The sequence below is a fragment of the Methylobacterium amylolyticum genome (assembly GCF_030700245.1).
Taxonomy (GTDB): Bacteria; Pseudomonadota; Alphaproteobacteria; order Rhizobiales; family Beijerinckiaceae; genus Methylobacterium.
The window spans coordinates 1-18,011 of record NZ_JAUYZI010000059.1 but is presented as its reverse complement, the minus strand read 5'-3'; the positions used below and the strand labels follow the sequence as shown (position 1 = coordinate 18,011).

The window sequence follows — 18,011 nt, the reverse complement described above, 5'->3', positions numbered from 1 at the left end:
GCGCCGATCGATCGTTCAGGTCGGTCCGGGCAGATTCACGACCAAGTCGGGCGTCACATCCTGGATGATGGCCACCAGCGCGTCGAGGGTCGCCGCCTCGACGTGCAGGCCCGGCAGATCCGAGTCGAGAACGTACCAGACCCCGGTGGCCTCGTCGTGGCAGACCGTCACCGTGAACGGCATGAAGGCGGCCTCAATCCGGACGGGGCGCCGAACGTGCCATCAGTGATCGGAGGGTAGCGCCACGGTGCCGGTCCGGCAATCGTGCCGGGCGGCTGCCGGGGCGGAGCGGCGTGCGTCAGAAGTCCGCCGCGGCCGACAGCCAGAGCGTCCGCGGCGGGCCGCTGATGAGGTAGCCCGTTGGGTTGGCGATCCAGTAATGCGCGTCGGCGATGTTGGTGACGAGGGCGCGCAGCGTGACCGGCGTCGTCGCGAGCACGGTCCGGTAGCGCAGGCCGAGATCGACGGTCGCCCAGTTCGGCACCTTCTGCGTGTTGGTGATGCTGGTATAGGCCGAGCTGGTGTAGATCACCCGGCCGAGGGCCGTCAGGCCGGGGACGAAGGGCGTATCCCATTCGACGCCGACATTGGCCTGGAAGCGCGGCACGCCGACCGCCGCGTTGCCGTCGTTGATCCCGCCCGCGGTCTTCGTCAGCCGGCCGTCGATCAGCGTGGCTCCGCCCAGGAGGCGCAGGCCGGGCGCGATCTCGCCGAACACCGTCCCCTCGAATCCGCGGTTGCGCTGCTCGCCGGCGATGCTGAAGGTCCGGGTGGCGGCGTCGGTGATCCCGGTCGGCAGGGTGATCTGGAAGGCCGCCAGCGTCGCGCCGAAGGTCTGGAAATCGACCTTCGCGCCGACCTCGTACTGCGTCGAGCGGACGGGGGCGAAGACCTGATTGGTGTTGACCGCACTGTCCGGGGCTGTCAGCGCGGTCAGGCCCTCGATGTAGTTCCCGTAGAACGACAGGGCCTGCGTCGGCCGCACGACCACGCCGACGGACGGCGTCACCGCCGCGGCATCGTAGCGCCGGGTCAGCAGGCCGGTCGTGGGGGCATAGTTGCCGGTCTCGATCTCCTGGCGCCGTGCCCCGACGATCACCTGCACGAGCCCGTCGGCGAAGGTCATCGTGTCGGCCCCGGCGAAGCTCGTCAGCCGGGCGAAGCTCGACCGGCCGCGGGTGAACGAGCTGGCCAGGATGGGCAGCCCCGGGGAGGGCAGCAGCACCGGGTTGTAGATGTTTGTCCGGTACGCACCGTAGGTGATCTGGCCGAGCGTCAGGTCCTGGTCGAGGGAGGTCGCGGTGAAGACCACCTCGTGGCCGATCCCGCCGGTCTCGAAGCGGGTGCGGGCGCCCGTCTCGCCGGACACACCGATCGTCCCGCCGCCCTGGTAGCGGGAGAACGAGGTCGCGTTCCCGGCGCCGTCGACGATGGTCGCCCCGGGCGTTTCCTGCTTGTCGTAGCCGAAGCGGTTGCCGCCGATCGCCCCGAACAGCGTCACGTTCGGGAGGAGGTCGTACTCGGCGCGCGCGAGGCCCGTGAGGCTGTCGGCCTTCGCGTAATCGAAAGTCTGGGAGAGGTTGATCCGGGGGTCCGGGGCCCGGGGGATCCGGAAGCCGGACAGGGGGAGATACCCGCGCGTCGGGCTGCGGTAATAGTCGTTCTGGTAGATCACGTCCGCGTACAGCCGCAGCCGGTCGCCGGTATAGTCGAGGGCCAGCGAGCCGACGCCGTTGCGCTGCGAAACCCGGTCGATCGGCTGGTCGCCGCCGAAGATCGCCCCGTTGACGCGCACGCCGATCTGCCGCTCGTCCCCGTATCGCCGCGCCACGTCGACCTGCATGCCGCCGCGCGCGGTCGACGCGTAGTCGGTCGTCACCCGCGTGAGCGGCTCCGGCCCGGCCCGCTTGGTGACGAGATTGACGGTGCCGCCGACGCTGCCGTTCGGCGACACCCCGTACAGGAAGGCGGCGGGCCCCTTGAGCAGCTCGATCCGCTCGATCGGCGCCGGATTGACCCGGAAATCCGGCACGAGTCCGTACAGGCCGTTGAGCGCGAACTCGCGGTTCTCGACCCGGAAGCCCCGGATCGTGATGGCGTCGTAGCGGTTGCCGGACCCGATCGCCGCGCGGACGGAGGGATCCGATGTAGTCAGGACCTCCGCCACGGTGGTGGCCTGCTGGTCGCGGATCGTCTGCTCTGTGTAGGTCGTGACGCTGTAGGGCGTCTCCATGTAGTCCCGGTTGCCGAGCAGGCCGACCCGGCTGCCCCGCGCCACCTGACCGCCGGGGAACACCGGCGGGAGGCCCGAGGCCGTCCCCCCCGAGCCCCGCACCGCGCCCCAGCCCGTCCGCCCCTGCGCGCCCTGGGCCTCGACCGAGATCGTGTCGAGCTGGACGCCGAGCCCGCTGCCCCCCGCGGCCGTCTGCGCCGCGGCACCGCCGGACAGGGCGAGCGAGGCGGCCGTGAAGGCGGCGAGAGCCCGGCCTCCGGCGAGGGCCTGCCCAGGCCTCGGCCGACGCGCGCCCAGGCGATCGAATCCCCCTGCAAGTCCCCCTGCAAGCGTCGCCCGCATCATCCCGGCGCCTGCGCGCGCCGCGGCCGTGTTGGATGTCGGATGCAGGGACTTGCTCATGACGAGCCACGTCGCCACATCGATCGACGGTGTCAATATTTATGTTTTTTAGATCTTCAAATTAAAAATCCTCAGCGAAACGCCGGACCGACAATATTGAACTGCAATCAATCGGACATACAACTTCTTGCTACAGGACCCGGCCGCCCCGACCGGCCCTCCCGGCGCCCGCGCGGCGAATGGTGCGAGCCCCGCCGCATTGCGGCCGGCCCCGAACCCGCCGATATCCGAGACGGGCGCACCCCGCGCCGCGCGCGAGACCCCGAAAAAATGCCGGAACTGCCCGAGGTCGAGACGGTGCGGCGGGGGCTCGTTCCCGCGATGGTCGGTGCACGCTTCAGCCGGGTGACCCTGCGGCGGCCGAACCTGCGCTTCCCGTTCCCCGAGGGATTCGCCGCGCGGCTGGAGGGCCGGACGGTGACGGACCTCGCGCGACGGGCGAAGTACCTCGCGGCCGGCCTCGATTCCGGCGAGACGCTGATCATGCATCTCGGCATGAGCGGGCGGTTCGACGTGGCGCTGCCGGACGGGCGCAACCTGTCGCCGGGCGACTTCTACCTCGAAGGGGCGCAGGGCACGCCCAGGCACGACCACGTGGTGATGGCGATGAGTTCGGGCGCCACCGTCACCTACAACGACGCGCGCCGCTTCGGCTTCATGGACCTCGTGCCGAGCGACACCCTGGACACCTGCCGCCACTTCGCGCGGATGGGGGTCGAGCCCCTCGACGGGCTGACCGGCGCGGTGATCGCCGGGCTGTTCCGGGGCAAGATCGCCCCGCTCAAGGCCGCGCTCCTCGACCAGCGGCTGATCGCGGGCCTGGGCAACATCTACGTCTGCGAGGCGCTGCACCGGGCCGGCCTGCACCCGGAGGCGCCGGCCGGCAGCCTCGCCGGGCCCGGCGGGCGGGCGACGCGCAAGGCCGACGCGCTGGCCCGGGCGATCGTGGCGGTGCTCACCGAGGCGGTGGAGGCCGGCGGATCGACCCTGCGCGACTACGCCCACACCGACGGCAGCGCGGGCGCCTTCCAGCACGCCTTCCGGGTCTACGACCGGACCGGCCTCGCCTGCACCCGCCCCGGCTGCACCGGCCGCGTGGCGCGGCTGGTGCAGGCCAATCGCTCGACCTTCTACTGTGCCGTGTGCCAGCCGCCGGGGTGAGCGGGACCGCCCTTCGCGGCGCGGAACGGCATTTTCGCCACAAACCCGGCACACGCTCAGGGTGCGATCACCCGGACCGCGGGCAACCGATCCCGGCCCGCGGCGCGAGACGGGGGGCGCCGCCTCCCAGCAGGATCCCGATGTTCTTCCGCCGTTCCAAGCCCGCCCCCGAAGCGACCGCGCGCGACCCTGCGGAGGCCGGCGAGCCGGCCCTCCCGAACCGGCTCTCGCCGCGCTCGCCGGGCGAGGCGATCAAGCCCACGGCGGCGCCCCCGCCCCCCGAGAAGCCGGAGCGCGAGCGCGGTGGCCTGATCGGGATCGTCAGCGGGCTGATGACCTTCGCGGTCGTGGCGGCCATCGCGGCGATGATCGCCGTCACCCTGTTCCAGCGCCAGACCCGCGAGCCCGGGCCGCTCGCCGCCGACAAGGTCGTGGTCATCCCGAGCCGCAGCGGGACGGGCGAGATCGCCGAGATCCTGAAGAACGAGGGCGTGATCGACCATACCGGCCTGTTCGAGTTCGCCGCCCGCTTCGGCGGCCGGCCGCCGCTGCGGGCCGGCGAGTACCTGTTCAAGGCCCATTCCAGCATCTCGGACGCGATCGACACCGTCGCCACCGGCCGGCAGGTGCAGCACGCGATCACCTTCCCCGAGGGGCTGACCTCGGAGCAGATCGTCACCCGCCTCAACGACAACGACGTGCTCAGCGGCGAGATCAACGAGATCCCGACCGAGGGCTCGCTCCTGCCCGACACCTACAAGTTCGAGCGCGGCGCCACCCGCCAGCAGATCGTCAACCTGATGAAGGCCAAGCAGCGCGAGGTGCTGAACCAGATCTGGCTGCGGCGCAGCGCCGACGTGCCGGTGCGCACCCCCGCCGAGATGGTCACGCTGGCCTCCATCGTCGAGAAGGAGACCGGCCGCGCCGACGAGCGCCCGCGGGTGGCCGGCGTGTTCATCAACCGCCTCAACAAGCGGATGAAGCTCCAGAGCGACCCGACCATCGTCTACGGCCTCGTCGGCGGGCGCGGCACGCTCGGCCGGGGCATCCTACGCTCGGAGATCGACCGGGCGACGCCCTACAACACCTACGTGATCGAGGGCCTGCCGCCGGGGCCGATCGCCAATCCCGGCAAGGCGGCGCTGGAGGCGGTGGCCAACCCCTCGCGCACCAAGGACCTGTACTTCGTGGCCGACGGCACCGGCGGCCACGCCTTCGCCGACTCGCTGGAGGGCCACCAGCGCAACGTCGCCCGCTGGCGCGCGGTGGAGAAGAGCCGGCAGGCGCCGCCGGACGCGGTCGACAAGGCGGAGCCGCCGGCCGAGCCGAGCGCGCCGGGCCGCGCCTCGGCCTACGGGCCGGGCAGCAACACCAACGCCGCCTTCCTCGACGCGCCCAAGGCAGACCCGGGCACGCGCGCCTTCGACGCCTCCGAGGGCACCCGCCTCGACCCGCTCCGGAACCGGACCTACGATCTCGGCTCGCCCAAGACCGTGCCGGTGCTGAACGACCCGGCGCCCGCGCCGCGCGGTCGGCGATAGGGCCTCCGCCCCGCCTCAGTTGATCATGCAGAAGCCGCTCCCGGTGCCGACGACCCGGCCGGAGCGGCACCACGGCGCGGCCTCGGCCACCGCCTTCGCCGGGACCCGGACCGGCGCGGCGCTCCGAGCCGGAGCGCCGGCCTGCGCGGGGCTGCCCGGTACGGGGCCGCCTTCGACCGGGCTGGCTTGGGACGGGGCGATCTGCGCCGGGCTCTCCTGGGCCGGGCTCTCCCGCGCCGGATCGGGAGCGACGGGGGGCGCGAGCGCCGGCAGCGCGCGGTCGGGCCCGCCGCCCGCGTTCGGCAGCAGCACGTAGACCGGCCGGGTGCCCGCGGCCTCGCGCACGGCGAGATCCGGCGCCGGCGCGCCGGGCTGCGGCCCCGCGTGCGGATGCGCCTCCATATGCGGATGCGCCTCCGCGTGCGGGTGGGCGTGGCCGGCGCGGAACCGGCCGCGGGCCTGCGCGTCGCCGGCGGCGATCAGGGCGAGGCCCGCGAGGCCGGTCAGGATCAGGGTCCGCATGGGAGGTCTCCGTCGTGCGGCGGCATCCTGGCACCGGCGGCTTGCGGACCGGTGACGGGAATCGCTGCAATTCGAGCGGATCGGCCGCCAGCGCCCCGTGGCGGCGGCCGGCTCTTCCCCCCGCGGCGATCCGTGCTACAGGCGCCGTTCCACGCACGGCGGCACCCCTCTTTCGCATGGCCCAGATCGCGAGCATGACCGGGTTCGCCCGCGCCGCCGGCACCACCGGGCCGGTGCAGTGGGCCTGGGAGGTCCGCAGCGTCAACGGGCGCGGCCTCGACGTGCGGACCCGCGTGCCGACGGGCTACGAGGGGCTCGGCGAGACCGCCCGCACCGCCCTTCAGAAGACCCTCTCCCGCGGCCAGTGCCAGCTCTCGCTCAACCTGACCCGGGCCGAGACCGCCGCCCGGGTGCGGATCAACGAGGCGCTGCTCGCGAGCCTCGCCGCGGCGGTCGCCCGCGTGCCGGTGCCGGCGGGCGTCGCCCCCGCGACCCTCGACGGGCTGCTCGGGATCCGCGGCGTGGTCGAGGCCGAGGACGAGGCCGCCCCCGACACCGACGCGCTCGCCCGCGACCTCGCCGAGGGCGTGGTGCGGCTCGTGGCCGACCTCGTCGAGGCCCGCCGCGCCGAGGGGCGCCAGTTGGAGGAGGTGGTCTCGGCCCAGGTCGCGCGCATCGCCGCGCTGACCCAGGCCGCCGAGGACGACCCGGGCCGGACGGCCGAAGCGGTGCGCGCCCGCCTCGCGGCGTCGGTGGCGGCGCTCGGCGGCACCGGGCTCGACCCCGACCGGCTCCACCAGGAGGCGGTGCTGCTGGCGGCCAAGGCGGACGTGCGCGAGGAGCTCGACCGGCTGCGCGCCCACGTCGCGTCCGCGCGCGAGCTGCTGGCGGCGGGCGGCCCGATCGGCCGGCGCCTCGACTTCCTGGCCCAGGAATTCGGCCGCGAGGCCAACACCCTGTGCGCCAAGGCGGGCGACGTCGGCCTGTCGCGGATCGGCCTGGAGCTGAAGGCGGTGGTCGAGCAGTTCCGCGAGCAGGTCCAGAACATCGAGTAGTTTTTCTGGGACTTGGCGGGGTGGATGGGAATCGCGGCGGAGCCACGCGGATGATGCAGACGCAGTCTGACTCCGAAAAGAGAATTGCGCGGCGGGGGCTGATCCTGATCCTGTCCTCGCCCTCGGGAGCCGGCAAGACGACCCTGACCCGGGCGATCGCCCGGGATCCGGCCTGGGCGCTCGACCTGTCGATCTCGGTGACCACCCGCACCCGCCGCCCCTCCGAGATCGACGGGCAGCACTACCACTTCATCGATCGCGAGGCGTTCGACGACCTGCGCGCCCGCGACGACCTGCTGGAATGGGCCGAGGTGCACGGCAACTTCTACGGCACGCCCCGGCGGCCGGTGGAGAAGGTGCTCGGCTCCGGCCGCGACATGATCTTCGACATCGATTACCAGGGTACCCGGCAGGTGCGGGCCAAGCTCGCCGAGGACGTGGTGACGGTGTTCATCCTGCCGCCCAGCATGGCGGAGCTGCGCCAGCGCCTGGAGCGCCGGGCCGAGGACTCGGCCGACACGATCGAGCGCCGGCTCGCCAACGCCCGCACCGAGATCCAGCGCTGGAGCGAGTACGACTACGTCATCGTCAACGACGACCTCCAGAACGCCTTCGAGGCGCTCAAGGGCATCCTCGCGGCGGAGCGGCTGCGGCGCACGCGCCGCACCGGGCTGGGCGCGTTCGTGGACGGGCTGCTGGCGGAGGGCGGCGGCTAGGCCGTGCCACCCGGCGGCTCGCCCGGGACGAGCCCCGCTTGCCTCGGGATCATCGCGGCGCTGAGCGTGCTCGCGCTGGCCCCGACGCTGGCGGTGCCGATCCCGGCGATGGCGGACTACCCCAACCACCTCGCCCGGATGTACCTGCTCTCCGGCGAGGCGCCCCACCCGCACTACCGGGTGGCCTTCGCCCTCTACCCGAACCTCGCCCTCGACCTGCTGGTGCCGCCCCTGGCCCGCCTCGTCGACGTCGAGACGGCGACGCGGCTGTTCCTGCTCGCGAGCCAGGTCCTGGTCCTGACCGGCGCGCTCGCCCTGGACTATGCGGTGAAGCGGCGCCTGCACCTCGCGGGCTTCGGCGCGCTCCTCGCCCTCAACAGCGTGCCCTTCGCCTGGGGGTTCCTGAACTTCGCGTTCGGCCTCGGGATCGCCCTGTGGGGCTTGGCCGCCTGGATCGCCCTGCCGCGGCGGGCCTGGGCGGCGCGCGCCCTGGTCCACGTCGCCGTCACCGCCGCCTGCTTCCTCGCCCACCTGTTCAGCCTCGGCCTGTACGGTTTCGTGCTGGGCCTGCACGAGTTGTGGCGGGTCTGGACCCGCCGGGCGACACCCCCGGAATGCGCGGCGCGCCTCGCCCTGCTCGCGGCCCCCGCCGTCGCGCTCGCCGGCCTGATGGCGGCCTCGGGCGGCGCCGTCGGGCAGGCCGGGACGGCGTGGCAGGTCGCGGCGAAGCCGTTCTGGCTGGTCGCGATCCTCGACGGCTACGACGTCGTCGTCTCGGTGGCCTCCGGCACCGCGCTGATCCTGCTCGTCGCGGGGCTCGCCCGCCGGGGCGCCCTCGCCTTCGAGGCCTCGGGCGCGGTCGTCGCGGCGGGGCTCGCCCTCCTCTACCTCGCGATGCCGGGCCGGTTGCAGGACACCGCCTTCGTGGACCTGCGGATCCTCACCGCCGCCCTGCTGATCGTCCCGGCCTTCCTGACGCTGACCCTGGCGCCGCGTGCCCGCATCGCCGTCGCGGCGGCGGCGAGCGCGCTGATCCTCGTCAACGTCGCCTGGGCCGGCACGCTGTGGTGGTCCTACCGGCGCGACTACGCCGACCTGATCGCCTCGTTCGGCCGGATCGAGCGGCGCGCGCGGGTGCTGGTCGCCCATTCCGGCGCGGGCCAGGACCCACCGCTCGCCGATCTCGCCGCGTACCCGATGTACAACGCGCCGACGCTCGCGGTGCACTACGCCGACGCGTTCGTGCCGACCCTGTTCACCGCCGCGGGCAAGCAGCCGGTGACCGTGCGGGCGGAGAGCCGGCGCCTCGCCGTGCCCTACGGCGGTCCGGTACCGATGGCGGAGCTGCGGGCGCTGGCCGCGGGGCTGCCCGCGCCCGGGGCCCCGGCCTACGCGCGGGACTGGACGCGGGATTTCGGCTACCTCTACGTGGTCGGTCCGCAGGACGGGAACCCGATGCCGGAGCGGCTCGAACCGCTCGCGGCCTCACGGCGCTTCGGCCTCTACCGGATCCGCCGGGCGCCGTGAGCGGGGGGCGACGGGCTCGCCCGCGCAGAGCCACGCGCGCAGGGCCTCGAAGGTCGCCACCGCCGCCGCTTCCGCCGCCGGAGCGCCGGCCTCCGGAAGGGCGTCGAGGCGGCCCCGGAACGCCGCCCACATCGCCCCGCTCCCGGAGCCGTGCGCGCGGTAATAGGCGCAGGGCGCGTCCGCGCCGTGCAGGGCCGCGATGTGGCGGGCGATGAGGCGGCCCCCGAGGGTGGAGCCTTCGAGCACGTAGAGGGCGCCGGTCGCCGCGGCGGGGTCGGGCAGGCGGATCGGGCGGGCCGCGGGCAGGGCGGCGATGCCGCCGGGCGAGAGCCCCAGCGCCGCCAGATCCGCAACGAGCGCGCCGAGCCGGCGGCGCGGATCGAGGAAGGCCGGATCGCCGAGGGCGCCGCCGATCGCCGGCTCCCAGGCGGCGTGGAAGCCGTGCAGCCGCGCGAGCAGAGCGCGGTAGCCGAGCAGCGTCGCCACCCGCGCCTGCCAGTCCAGATCCCGCTCCAGGGCTGCGTGCGCCGGCCCGGTCGCCGCGCGCAGCCGCGCGTGCAGGCCCGCGTCCTGGACGGCACTCACGCGGTGATCGTGAAGCAGGCGCCGGGGCTGTTGGCGACGTCGAGGCGGGCGTTGATCTGGTCGAGCATCGCCCGGATCAGCTTCATCCCGAGCCCGGAGCCCTGCGTACCGCCGCGCGTCTGCGTGTCGGCCCAGTCGTCGGGCAGGCCGTCGCCGTCGTCGCAGACCTTGAGCTGCACGCCGCCGTCGCCGATGCCCGAGACGCTGACCTCGACGCGCCCGCCGCCCGCGGGATTGGCGGCGTACTTGAAGGCGTTGGTCACGAGTTCCGTGGCGATCAGCGAGAGCGCCACCGCCTTGCGGTAGGGCACCATCAGGCCGCGCTCGGCGGTGAGGTCGACGGCGTGCCCCTCCCCTGCCAGCCCGGCGAGGTCCTTGCACAGGCTCTCGATGGTCTGGCCGAGATCGACCTCCTGCACGCTGTCGGCCTGGTAGAGGCTGTCGTGGACGCGCGCCACGCTCATCACCCGCGCCGAGGTCTCGGCGAACGCCTGCCGCGCCTCCGCGTCGGCGATCTGGCGGCGCTGCATCTGCAGGAAGGCCGAGACGATCTGCAGGGAGTTCTTCACTCGGTGGTCGATCTCGCGGGTCAGAAGGTCCTTCTGCGCGAGCAGGCGCTCCTTCTCGACGAGCAGGCCGGTCAGCTCGTCGATCTTGCGGCGCTGGCGCAGCACCACGCCCTCCACCGCCTCGGCCAGCGAGCCCGCGAGCTGGATCTGCCACTCGGCCCAGGGGGCGGCGTAGCCGGTGCGCTCCTCGACCCAGCGCTCGAAGGAACGGCGCGGCAGCACCGCCACCGGGCCGCTGCCGGCGAGCACGGGCTTCCTCGGGTCGCCACCCCAGGTCACGGTGCTCGGCACCTCGGGGCGGAACCACAGCAGCAGGTTCTCGCGCGACTCGTCGACGAAGGCCGCGAGCAGGCCGCTGGCGATCTCGCGATGCTCCGCCGCCGCCGGGAACGCCGCGGTGAAGCTGCTGCTGGCGTAGGTCGGCTCGCCCGCCGGCAACGTCTCCTTGAGCCAGCCGGCGATGTCGGCCACCGCCTCGGAGGGCGGCGTGCGGCCGATCAGCGTCACCCGCTCCCCCGAGACGATGCCGGCGCCGCCCGCCTCGAACAGGTCGAGCAGCGTGGTCGCGCCGCCGGTGAGCGCGGCCACGAAATCGTCCGAGCGGGTCAGGCCGCGCACGAGGCGCCCCTCGACGTCGAGATGCGCCTGCCGCTCGGCCCAGAGGCGGCGGGACTCGATCTCCTGCACCCGCATGGCGAAGGCGTCGGTCAGCACGGTCGCCGCCGCGCGGGTCTCGGGCGTGACGTAGTGCGGCCGGCGGTGGTGGCCGATCATCAGGCCCCAGAGCCGGCCCTCGACCATGATCGAGATCGACATCGAGCCGTTGACGCCGAGGTTGCGCTGGTACTCCAGGTGGATCGGCGACAGGGTGCGGTGCTGGGCGAAGGTGAGGTCGACGGGGGCGTTGCCCGCGTCCGGCGTGGCCATCAGGGCCACCGGCACGCTGTCGCGGTCGATGACGAAGCGGCTCTTGGCCTTGGTGTAGAGGCTGCGCGCCTGCGCCGGGATGTCGGAGGCGGGAAAGCGCAGGCCGAGCAGGCTGCGCGCCCAGTCCGGGGTCTTGTCCTCGGCCACCGCCTCGCCGTTCCAGTCGGTGTCGAACCGGTAGACCAGCACCGACTCGAACCCGGTGAGCGCCCGGATCTCCAGGGCGGCGATCCGGGCGGCGCCGGCCAGGGTCTCGGCGGCACGCAGGCGGGTCACCGCCAGCTCGGTGTCGACCTGGCTCGCCACCGCGAAATCGTCGGCCGCGTCGGGCTCCAGCTCCAGCTCGACGATCACCCGGCCGGAATGGGCGTGGGCGACCGCGTGGTAGACCGCGCCCGGCCGTCCCGGCAGGGTCAGCCGGCGGCGGACGGAGCGGCCGTCGTCGAGGGTGCCGCTGGCCAGCCGCGCCCGGATCGTGTCGGCGAAGCCCCCCGGCAGCACGTCGGCGAGGTGCCGCCCGGACAGCGCCGGCCCCGCGGGATCGACGATCTCGGCGACGTTGGTGGAGAAGGCGACGATCCGCAGGCTCTCGGCGTCCGCCGCGAGCATCACCGCGTTCGGCTGGATCGAGCCGGGGATGTGGATCGGCTCGCGCTCGCACAGGCCCGGATCCACCGGCTCGGCCCGGACCCGGCTATTGATCGCCGCCATCACCGCCTCGCGCGGCTGGCTGCCGCCGAGGCTCTCCATCGGATCGATCGTCAGCCACGTCACCGGCCGGTCGCCGGACATGCGGCCGAACCGCATCCGCACGGCGGCGCGGAGCGGTTGGGGCAGGCGCCCGAACACGTACTCGAAGCGCTCGTCGAGCCGCCCGTTCCGGCTGCCGGCGAGGAACCGGCCGCGGAAGTTCGGGACGTTGGTGCCCGGCATCACATCGCGGAAGAAGTCGCGGCCGAGCACCGCCTCGCGCGAGAGGCCGGACAGGGTGCTGGCGCCCTCGCTGAACACCACGATGGTGCCGACCGGGTCGAGCCCGATCACCCCCTCGTCGAGGCGGTCCAGCGCCTCGGGGGCGAGGTCGTCGAGGTCGATGCCGCTGTCGGCGCGCGTGTCCGGCGGCATCAGGATCGGAACCGGCTCATCACGTTCGGTATGACGGGGGGACCGGCGAAGCGCAATGCTTGTCCTGGGCTGGAATTGACGGGGGTATGCGACCACGCGGCGCGCCGCTCACTCTGCCGAGACCTTGCGTATGATTTCGGACAGAGCAGTCTCGACGCCCTCCTCAACCGTCGGATGATAGATCGGCCGATCCCGCAACGCTTGCGCCGTCAGACCGTCGCGCAGCGCGCCGGACAGGAGATGGGCGAGGTGCTCGACGGCCGGGCCGAACATCTCGCCGCCGAACAGCCGGCCGTCCCGGCCGGCCCAGAGGCGGATGCCGCCGCGGTTCACCCCCTCCACCCGGGCGCGGCCCTGGTCCGAGAAGTCGGCGCTGCCGGTGATCCGGTCGCGCGCGTCCGGGTCGTAGGGGGCGCCGAACGCGGCGGCCTGGGGGTGGGTGAACACCATCGCGAGGCTCGGCCACGGCTCCGGCGCCTGCGTCGACCGGCCCGCGGCCAGCGCCGCCGCGTTGGCCCCGGCGATCCGGCCCTGGCGGCTCGCCTCGTGCAGCACCGGCCGCCAGCCGTCCGCGTCGCCCGCGATCAGGATCGGCGCGTCGGCGCAGACGAGGCTGCGCGCGTCGAAGGCCGGCATCCCGTCCGCGTCGAGCCGCAGGCCCGTGGTCTCCAGGCCGAGGTCGCGGATGTTGGGCGGCCGCCCGGCGGCGGCGAGCACCCGCTCGACCGTCGCGGAACCCGAGGTTGCGCCGGACGCCCCGTCGCAGGTCCAGGACAGACGCACGCCCCCCTCGGCGGCCTCGGCCGCGTCGAGCCGCGCGCCGAGATGCAGGTCCATGGCGTCGGCGAACAGCGCCGCCGCCTGCCCGACGAGGTCGGGCTCGGTGAGCCCGGCGATCGTTCGCCCGGAATCGAGCGCCGTCACCCGCACCCCGAGGCGGGCCAGCGCCTGGGCGAGCTCGATGCCGACCGGACCGAGCCCGAGGACGGCGAGGGAGGCGGGCAGGTTGGGGATCTCGAACAGGGTGTCGGTGGTGAGGACGCGCGCGCCGAGGCCCCGGAGCGGCTCCGGCACGGCCGGGCTCGACCCCGTGGCGATCACCGCCGCGCGGTAGCGGACGATGCAGGCGTCGCCGACCGCGAGGCTCCCGCGATCGCGGAAGCGGGCGTGCCCGGCGATGCGCCGGTCCGCGGGGATCGCGTCCAGGGAGTCGAACACCGCACCGACGAAGCGGTCGCGCTCCGCCCGCAGGCGGGCCAGCACCGCCGGCCCGTCGACCGCGACGCCGGACACGCGCACCCCGAACAGGTCCGCGCCCCGGGCCGCGTGGGCGGCCTCGCCCGCAGCGATCAGCAGCTTCGAGGGCATGCAGCCGACCCGGGCGCAGGTGGTGCCGCCGGGGCCGCGCTCGATCAGCACGGCATGGGCGCCGGCCTCGGCGGCGGCGCGGTACGCGGCGATGCCGGCGGTCCCCGCCCCGATCACCGCCACGTCACACTCGATCTCGCGCATCGCCCCCCCGGCCTCGACCGGGGGCCCAACCGGGAGCAGGGTCGATCGTTCCGGGTGCGCCGATGCGCCTCATCGGGGTTTCCGAAGGGACGCGTCCCTTCGGCGGGTTCTCAGGGCAGAGCCCTGAGGATCGCGGGGCTCCGCCCTTAACCCCGCGAAAGGGCCCGCCCTTCCGAAACCCGGATCAGGCCCGGCCGGGGGCGGTGCCGCCGAGGTGGAACACCCGGTGCGGCACCAGCTCGCCGCGCTCGACGTCGCCCACCGCCACGAGGATGCCGGAGCAGGTGGCGAAGGCCTTGCCCGCCACCGGCGCGTCGCGCCCGCGCAGGATCACCGGCTGGCCGCGCATCAGCCGCAGGCCCATGTCGCGCGAGACCGCGACGCCGGGGATGGCGTCGAGGGCGGTCTCCACCGGGCGCAGGTGCGCCAGAGCCGCCTCGGGGCCGGCCTCGGTGAGGGTCGCGGCCGCGCAGGCCTCGGCCTCGGAGAACGGGCCGACGCGGGTGCGCCGCAGGGCGGAGACGTGGCCGTAGCAGCCGAGCATCCGGCCGAGGTCGCGGGCCAGCGCCCGGACGTAGGTGCCCTTGCCGCACTCGGCCTCGACCACCGTCTCGGCGCCGTCGTGGGCGACGACCGCGAGCCGGTCGATCTGCACCGGGCGCGCCACCAGCTCCACGGTCTCGCCGTCGCGGGCGAGGTCGTAGGCGCGCTCGCCCTGGATCTTGATGGCCGAGTAGCGCGGCGGCACCTGCTCGATGGCGCCGACGAAGGCCGGCAGCGCCGCCTCCACCGCCTCGCGGGTGGGACGGTCGTCGCTGGTGGCCACGGGACGCCCCTCGGCGTCGTCGGTGTCGGTCTCGACGCCCCAGCGCACGGTGAAGCGGTAGGCCTTGCGGCCGTCCATGACGAACGGGACCGTCTTGGTCGCCTCGCCCAGCGCGATCGGCAGGATGCCCGAGGCCAGCGGGTCGAGGGTGCCGGCGTGGCCGGCCTTCTTGGCGTTGAAGGCGCGCTTGATCACCGCGACCGCGTGGGTCGAGGTCATGCCGACGTGCTTGTCGAGGATCACCCAGCCCGAGACGTCGCGGCGCTTCGGCCGGTCCGGGCGGGGCCCGCGCTGGGGCCCCCCGTGCGGACGGCGCCCGTCCGGGGCGCGAGGCTCGGCCTGCGGCCCCGCGGCCGGGCGTTCAGCCTGCGGGTGATCGTCGATGGGAACCGTCATGTCCGATGTGCCCCTGGGGAACCCTGCCCCGTCCCGTCTCTCGTGAACGCCCTCCGCGGACGCGGCCGGCGGCACGGCGCGTGAGGGCTCGGCAATACCGAGGTGCCGGGTCAATGCCCGGCGTCGGAATCCGGTTCTTCCCCGTCCCGGCGCTCGGGCTCGAGGTCGCGCTGCACGCGCTCGTCGCGCAGCAGCCGGTCGATCCGCGCGGCCTCGTCGAAGGTCTCATCGCGGCGGAAGCGCAGCTCGGGGGCGAACTTCAGGTTCACCCGGCGGGCCACCTCCTGGCGGAGCACCCGCCGGTGCCGCTCCAGCGCGGCGATCACCGGTGCCTCGTCCTGGCCGCCGAGCGGCATGACGTAGGCGGTGGCGAGCTTCAGGTCCGGCGACATCCGCACCTCGGGCACGGTCACCACGTGGCTGCCGAGCACCGGGTCCTGGATGTCGCCGCGCTGGAGAACCTCGGCGAGCGCGTGGCGGATGAGTTCGGCCACGCGCTGCTGACGCTGCGAGGGACCGGTGGAGGTCGGTTTCTGAGCCATCGGTTCGGGATTCGGCGTGCCGCCGCGAGTCCGTCGCGCACGTCACCCTGGACATCGAAAAAAGACGGCCGCGGCTTGCCTGCCGCGGCCGCCCTGACCGGACGTACCGTCCGGGGATCAGAGGGTGCGGCGGATCTCCTCGACCCGGTAGCACTCGATCTCGTCGCCGGCGCGCATGTTCTCGAAGTTCTCGAAGGCCATGCCGCATTCCTGGCCGGAGGTGACCTCCTTCGCGTCGTCCTTGACGCGCTTGAGGGTCTTCAGCTTGCCCTCGTGGATCACGACGCTGTCGCGCACGAGGCGGACATGGGCGCCGCGCTCGACGACGCCGTCGGTGACCCGGCAGCCCGCGACCTTGCCGACCTTCGACACCTCGAAGACCTGAAGGATCGTGGCCTCGCCCAGACGCTCCTCGCGGAGCGTCGGCGGCAGCATCCCCGACAGCGTGGCTTTGATGTCGTCCACGAGGTCGTAGATGATGTTGTAGTACCGGATATCGACGCCGGCCCGCTCGGCGGCCTCGCGGGCCTCCTTGTGGGCGCGCACGTTGAAGCCGATCACCACCGCCTTCGAAGCCTGCGCCAGGGTGATGTCCGACTCGGTGATGCCGCCGACCCCCGAGAGCAGGATGCGGGCCCCGACCTCGTCGTTGCCGAGCTTCTCCAGCGCGCCGGTGATCGCCTCGACCGAGCCCTGCACGTCGCCCTTGATGAGGACGGGCAGCTCCTTGCGGCTCGACCCCTCCTTCATCTCGCGCATCATGTCGACGAGCGAGCGGTTGGCGCCGCCGCTGCGGGCGGCCGCGCGCTCGCGCTTGATGCGGGCGCGGTACTCGGTGACCTCGCGGGCGCGCGCCTCGCTCGGCACCACGATGACGCGGTCGCCCGCGTCCGGCGTGCCGTTGAAGCCCAGCACCTCCACCGGCACCGACGGGCCGGCGTACTGCACGTTCTCGCCGAGATCGTCGATGAGCGCGCGGACCTTGCCCCACTCGGCGCCCGCCACGACGATGTCGCCGGTGAACAGGGTGCCGCGCTGGACGAGCACGGTCGCCACCGGGCCGCGGCCGCGGTCGAGCTGCGCCTCGATGACCGTGCCCTCGCCGTCGCGCTTCTCGTTGGCGCGCAGGTTCATGATCTCTGCCTGGAGCTGGAGGCCCTCGAGCAGGTCGGACAGGCCGTCGCCGGTCTTGGCCGAGACCTCGAATTCCAGGGTCTCGCCGCCCATCGACTCGACCTGGATGTCGTGCTGGAGCAGCTCGGTGCGGACCCGCTGCGGGTTCGCGTCGGCCTTGTCGATCTTGTTGATGGCGATGATCATCGGCACGCCCGCGGCCTTGGCGTGCTGAATCGCCTCCACCGTCTGGGGCATGACGCCGTCGTCGGCCGCCACCACGATCACGACGATGTCCGTCACCTTGGCGCCGCGGGCGCGCATGGAGGTGAAGGCCGCGTGGCCGGGGGTGTCGATGAAGGTGACCATGTCGCCCGACGGCGCCGCCACCTGATAGGCGCCGATGTGCTGGGTGATGCCGCCGGCCTCGTCGTCGGCGACGTTGGCCTTGCGGATCGCGTCGAGCAGCGAGGTCTTGCCGTGGTCGACGTGGCCCATGATCGTCACGACCGGCGGACGCGGATCGAGATCCTCCTCCAGATCCGGCTCGTCGGAGGACAGGCCCTCCTCCACGTCGGACGCGGCAACCCGGCGCACGGTGTGGCCGAGCTCCTCGGCGATGAGCTGGGCGGTGTCGGAGTCGATCACGTCGGTGATCTTGTGGATCTGGCCCTGCTTCATCAGCAGGCGGATCACGTCGACCGCCCGCTCCGACATGCGGTTGGCGAGTTCCTGGATGGTGATGCTCTCGGGGATCGTCACGTCGCGGGCGATCTTCTCCTTCTGCTCCGTCTGCCGGTGGCCGCTCATGCGCTGCTGGCGGCGCCGGAACGAGGCGACGGAGCGGGTGCGCTCATCCTCGCCGGAGGTGGCGGTGGCGATGGTCAGCCGGCCGCGGTTGCGGTCGCCGCCGGGCGAGCGCGGGGTCTTGGGCGGCGTGATGATCTTGAGCGGCATGCCCGGACGGCGGATCACCCGCTTGGTCTCGGACTCGTCCTCGTTGGTCTGCGCGCCGCGACCGGGGGCGGGCCGAGCGGTCGCGCCGGCAGGCCGGGCGGCGGTGGCCGGGGTCGCGGACTTCTCGGGCTCCGGCGGCGCGGCAGGCCGGGCCATGAAGTTGAGGTCGCGCGGCTTGCGCGTGTCCGCCGTGAGGACCCGGCGCGGCTCGGCCGAGGCCGGGCGCGGGGTGATCGGCGGGCGGGCGCCGGGCGCGGCACCGGCAGGGCGCGCGGCGCCGGGGCGCGCCGGGGCGGCCGGAC

At 73.7% G+C, this 18,011-nt stretch carries 14 protein-coding genes; 5 read left to right on the top strand and 9 right to left on the bottom strand.

Going from position 1 to position 18,011, the window contains the following annotated elements; all coding sequences use genetic code 11:
* Positions 1–15: 15 nt before the first annotated feature.
* Entirely contained in the window at positions 16–183 is a 168-nt protein-coding gene (locus Q8W71_RS27725) for a DUF1902 domain-containing protein (RefSeq protein WP_305528640.1), read from the bottom strand.
* Between the two features lie 115 nt (positions 184–298).
* Positions 299–2,635 carry a TonB-dependent receptor gene (locus Q8W71_RS27720; RefSeq protein ID WP_305528639.1) on the bottom strand — a complete coding sequence of 779 codons (2,337 nt, stop codon included), beginning with the start codon at positions 2,633–2,635 and terminating at the stop codon, positions 299–301.
* Between the two features lie 270 nt (positions 2,636–2,905).
* On the opposite strand from Q8W71_RS27720, the gene mutM reads away from it, so the two are divergent.
* Together mutM and mltG are read left to right on the top strand one after the other, a co-directional pair.
* Positions 2,906–3,796, top strand: coding sequence for a bifunctional DNA-formamidopyrimidine glycosylase/DNA-(apurinic or apyrimidinic site) lyase (gene mutM, locus Q8W71_RS27715; RefSeq protein WP_305528638.1), 891 nt, complete (start codon positions 2,906–2,908; stop codon positions 3,794–3,796).
* Positions 3,797–3,936: 140 nt separating this feature from the next.
* Positions 3,937–5,337 (top strand): endolytic transglycosylase MltG, encoded by a 1,401-nt coding sequence (gene mltG / locus Q8W71_RS27710; protein ID WP_305528637.1) that lies wholly within the window; start codon positions 3,937–3,939, stop codon positions 5,335–5,337.
* Between the two features lie 15 nt (positions 5,338–5,352).
* On the opposite strand, the gene Q8W71_RS27705 is transcribed toward mltG, so the two are convergent.
* On the bottom strand, positions 5,353–5,859 hold the full coding sequence (locus Q8W71_RS27705; RefSeq protein WP_305528636.1) for a hypothetical protein: 507 nt from the start codon (positions 5,857–5,859) through the stop codon (positions 5,353–5,355).
* Between the two features lie 176 nt (positions 5,860–6,035).
* Between Q8W71_RS27705 and Q8W71_RS27700 the strand changes: the two genes are divergently transcribed.
* From Q8W71_RS27700 to Q8W71_RS27690, 3 genes are read left to right on the top strand one after another with little or no spacing between them, the layout of a single operon-like run.
* On the top strand, positions 6,036–6,914 hold the full coding sequence (locus tag Q8W71_RS27700; protein ID WP_305528635.1) for a YicC/YloC family endoribonuclease: 879 nt from the start codon (positions 6,036–6,038) through the stop codon (positions 6,912–6,914).
* Positions 6,915–6,964: 50 nt separating this feature from the next.
* Positions 6,965–7,630, top strand: coding sequence for a guanylate kinase (gene gmk, locus Q8W71_RS27695; RefSeq protein WP_305528634.1), 666 nt, complete (start codon positions 6,965–6,967; stop codon positions 7,628–7,630).
* A gap of 3 nt (positions 7,631–7,633) precedes the next feature.
* The gene (locus tag Q8W71_RS27690) at positions 7,634–9,157 is read left to right on the top strand and encodes a hypothetical protein (RefSeq protein WP_305528633.1); all 1,524 of its coding nucleotides are present in this window, start codon (positions 7,634–7,636) and stop codon (positions 9,155–9,157) included.
* On the opposite strand, the gene Q8W71_RS27685 is transcribed toward Q8W71_RS27690, so the two are convergent.
* The 6 genes from Q8W71_RS27685 to infB all read right to left on the bottom strand — a co-directional run.
* Positions 9,116–9,742, bottom strand: a complete 627-nt coding sequence (locus tag Q8W71_RS27685; RefSeq protein ID WP_305528632.1) for a biliverdin-producing heme oxygenase — start codon at positions 9,740–9,742, stop codon at positions 9,116–9,118. The two genes, Q8W71_RS27690 and Q8W71_RS27685, sit on opposite strands and share 42 nt — an antisense overlap.
* A complete protein-coding gene (locus tag Q8W71_RS27680) occupies positions 9,739–12,363 on the bottom strand; it encodes a histidine kinase dimerization/phosphoacceptor domain -containing protein (protein ID WP_305528631.1) in 2,625 nt (874 codons plus the stop codon). Before Q8W71_RS27680 ends, Q8W71_RS27685 begins: the two co-directional genes overlap by 4 nt.
* 108 nt (positions 12,364–12,471) lie before the next feature.
* Complete coding sequence (locus Q8W71_RS27675) at positions 12,472–13,875, bottom strand: dihydrolipoyl dehydrogenase (protein ID WP_305528630.1); 1,404 nt, start codon at positions 13,873–13,875, stop codon at positions 12,472–12,474.
* A gap of 184 nt (positions 13,876–14,059) precedes the next feature.
* Positions 14,060–15,097 (bottom strand): tRNA pseudouridine(55) synthase TruB, encoded by a 1,038-nt coding sequence (gene truB / locus Q8W71_RS27670; protein WP_305528629.1) that lies wholly within the window; start codon positions 15,095–15,097, stop codon positions 14,060–14,062.
* A 110-nt stretch (positions 15,098–15,207) separates the two neighbouring features.
* Entirely contained in the window at positions 15,208–15,639 is a 432-nt protein-coding gene (rbfA, locus tag Q8W71_RS27665; RefSeq protein ID WP_305528628.1) for a 30S ribosome-binding factor RbfA, read from the bottom strand.
* A gap of 117 nt (positions 15,640–15,756) precedes the next feature.
* Positions 15,757–18,011 (bottom strand): translation initiation factor IF-2 (infB, locus tag Q8W71_RS27660; RefSeq protein WP_305528627.1); only part of this gene is annotated, 2,255 nt, incomplete at its 5' end.

What these genes read in the sequence shown, in the direction of transcription:
- rbfA (WP_305528628.1), bottom strand. Translation starts at nt 15,639, where the DNA reads ATGGCTCAGAAACCGACCTCCACCGGTCCCTCGCAGCGTCAGCAGCGC.
- mltG (WP_305528637.1), top strand. Translation starts at nt 3,937, where the DNA reads ATGTTCTTCCGCCGTTCCAAGCCCGCCCCCGAAGCGACCGCGCGCGAC.
- Q8W71_RS27705 (WP_305528636.1), bottom strand. Translation starts at nt 5,859, where the DNA reads ATGCGGACCCTGATCCTGACCGGCCTCGCGGGCCTCGCCCTGATCGCC.
- Q8W71_RS27720 (WP_305528639.1), bottom strand. Translation starts at nt 2,635, where the DNA reads ATGAGCAAGTCCCTGCATCCGACATCCAACACGGCCGCGGCGCGCGCA.
- Q8W71_RS27725 (WP_305528640.1), bottom strand. Translation starts at nt 183, where the DNA reads ATGCCGTTCACGGTGACGGTCTGCCACGACGAGGCCACCGGGGTCTGG.
- truB (WP_305528629.1), bottom strand. Translation starts at nt 15,097, where the DNA reads ATGACGGTTCCCATCGACGATCACCCGCAGGCTGAACGCCCGGCCGCG.
- Q8W71_RS27700 (WP_305528635.1), top strand. Translation starts at nt 6,036, where the DNA reads ATGGCCCAGATCGCGAGCATGACCGGGTTCGCCCGCGCCGCCGGCACC.
- gmk (WP_305528634.1), top strand. Translation starts at nt 6,965, where the DNA reads ATGATGCAGACGCAGTCTGACTCCGAAAAGAGAATTGCGCGGCGGGGG.
- Q8W71_RS27675 (WP_305528630.1), bottom strand. Translation starts at nt 13,875, where the DNA reads ATGCGCGAGATCGAGTGTGACGTGGCGGTGATCGGGGCGGGGACCGCC.
- mutM (WP_305528638.1), top strand. Translation starts at nt 2,906, where the DNA reads ATGCCGGAACTGCCCGAGGTCGAGACGGTGCGGCGGGGGCTCGTTCCC.
- Q8W71_RS27680 (WP_305528631.1), bottom strand. Translation starts at nt 12,363, where the DNA reads ATGCCGCCGGACACGCGCGCCGACAGCGGCATCGACCTCGACGACCTC.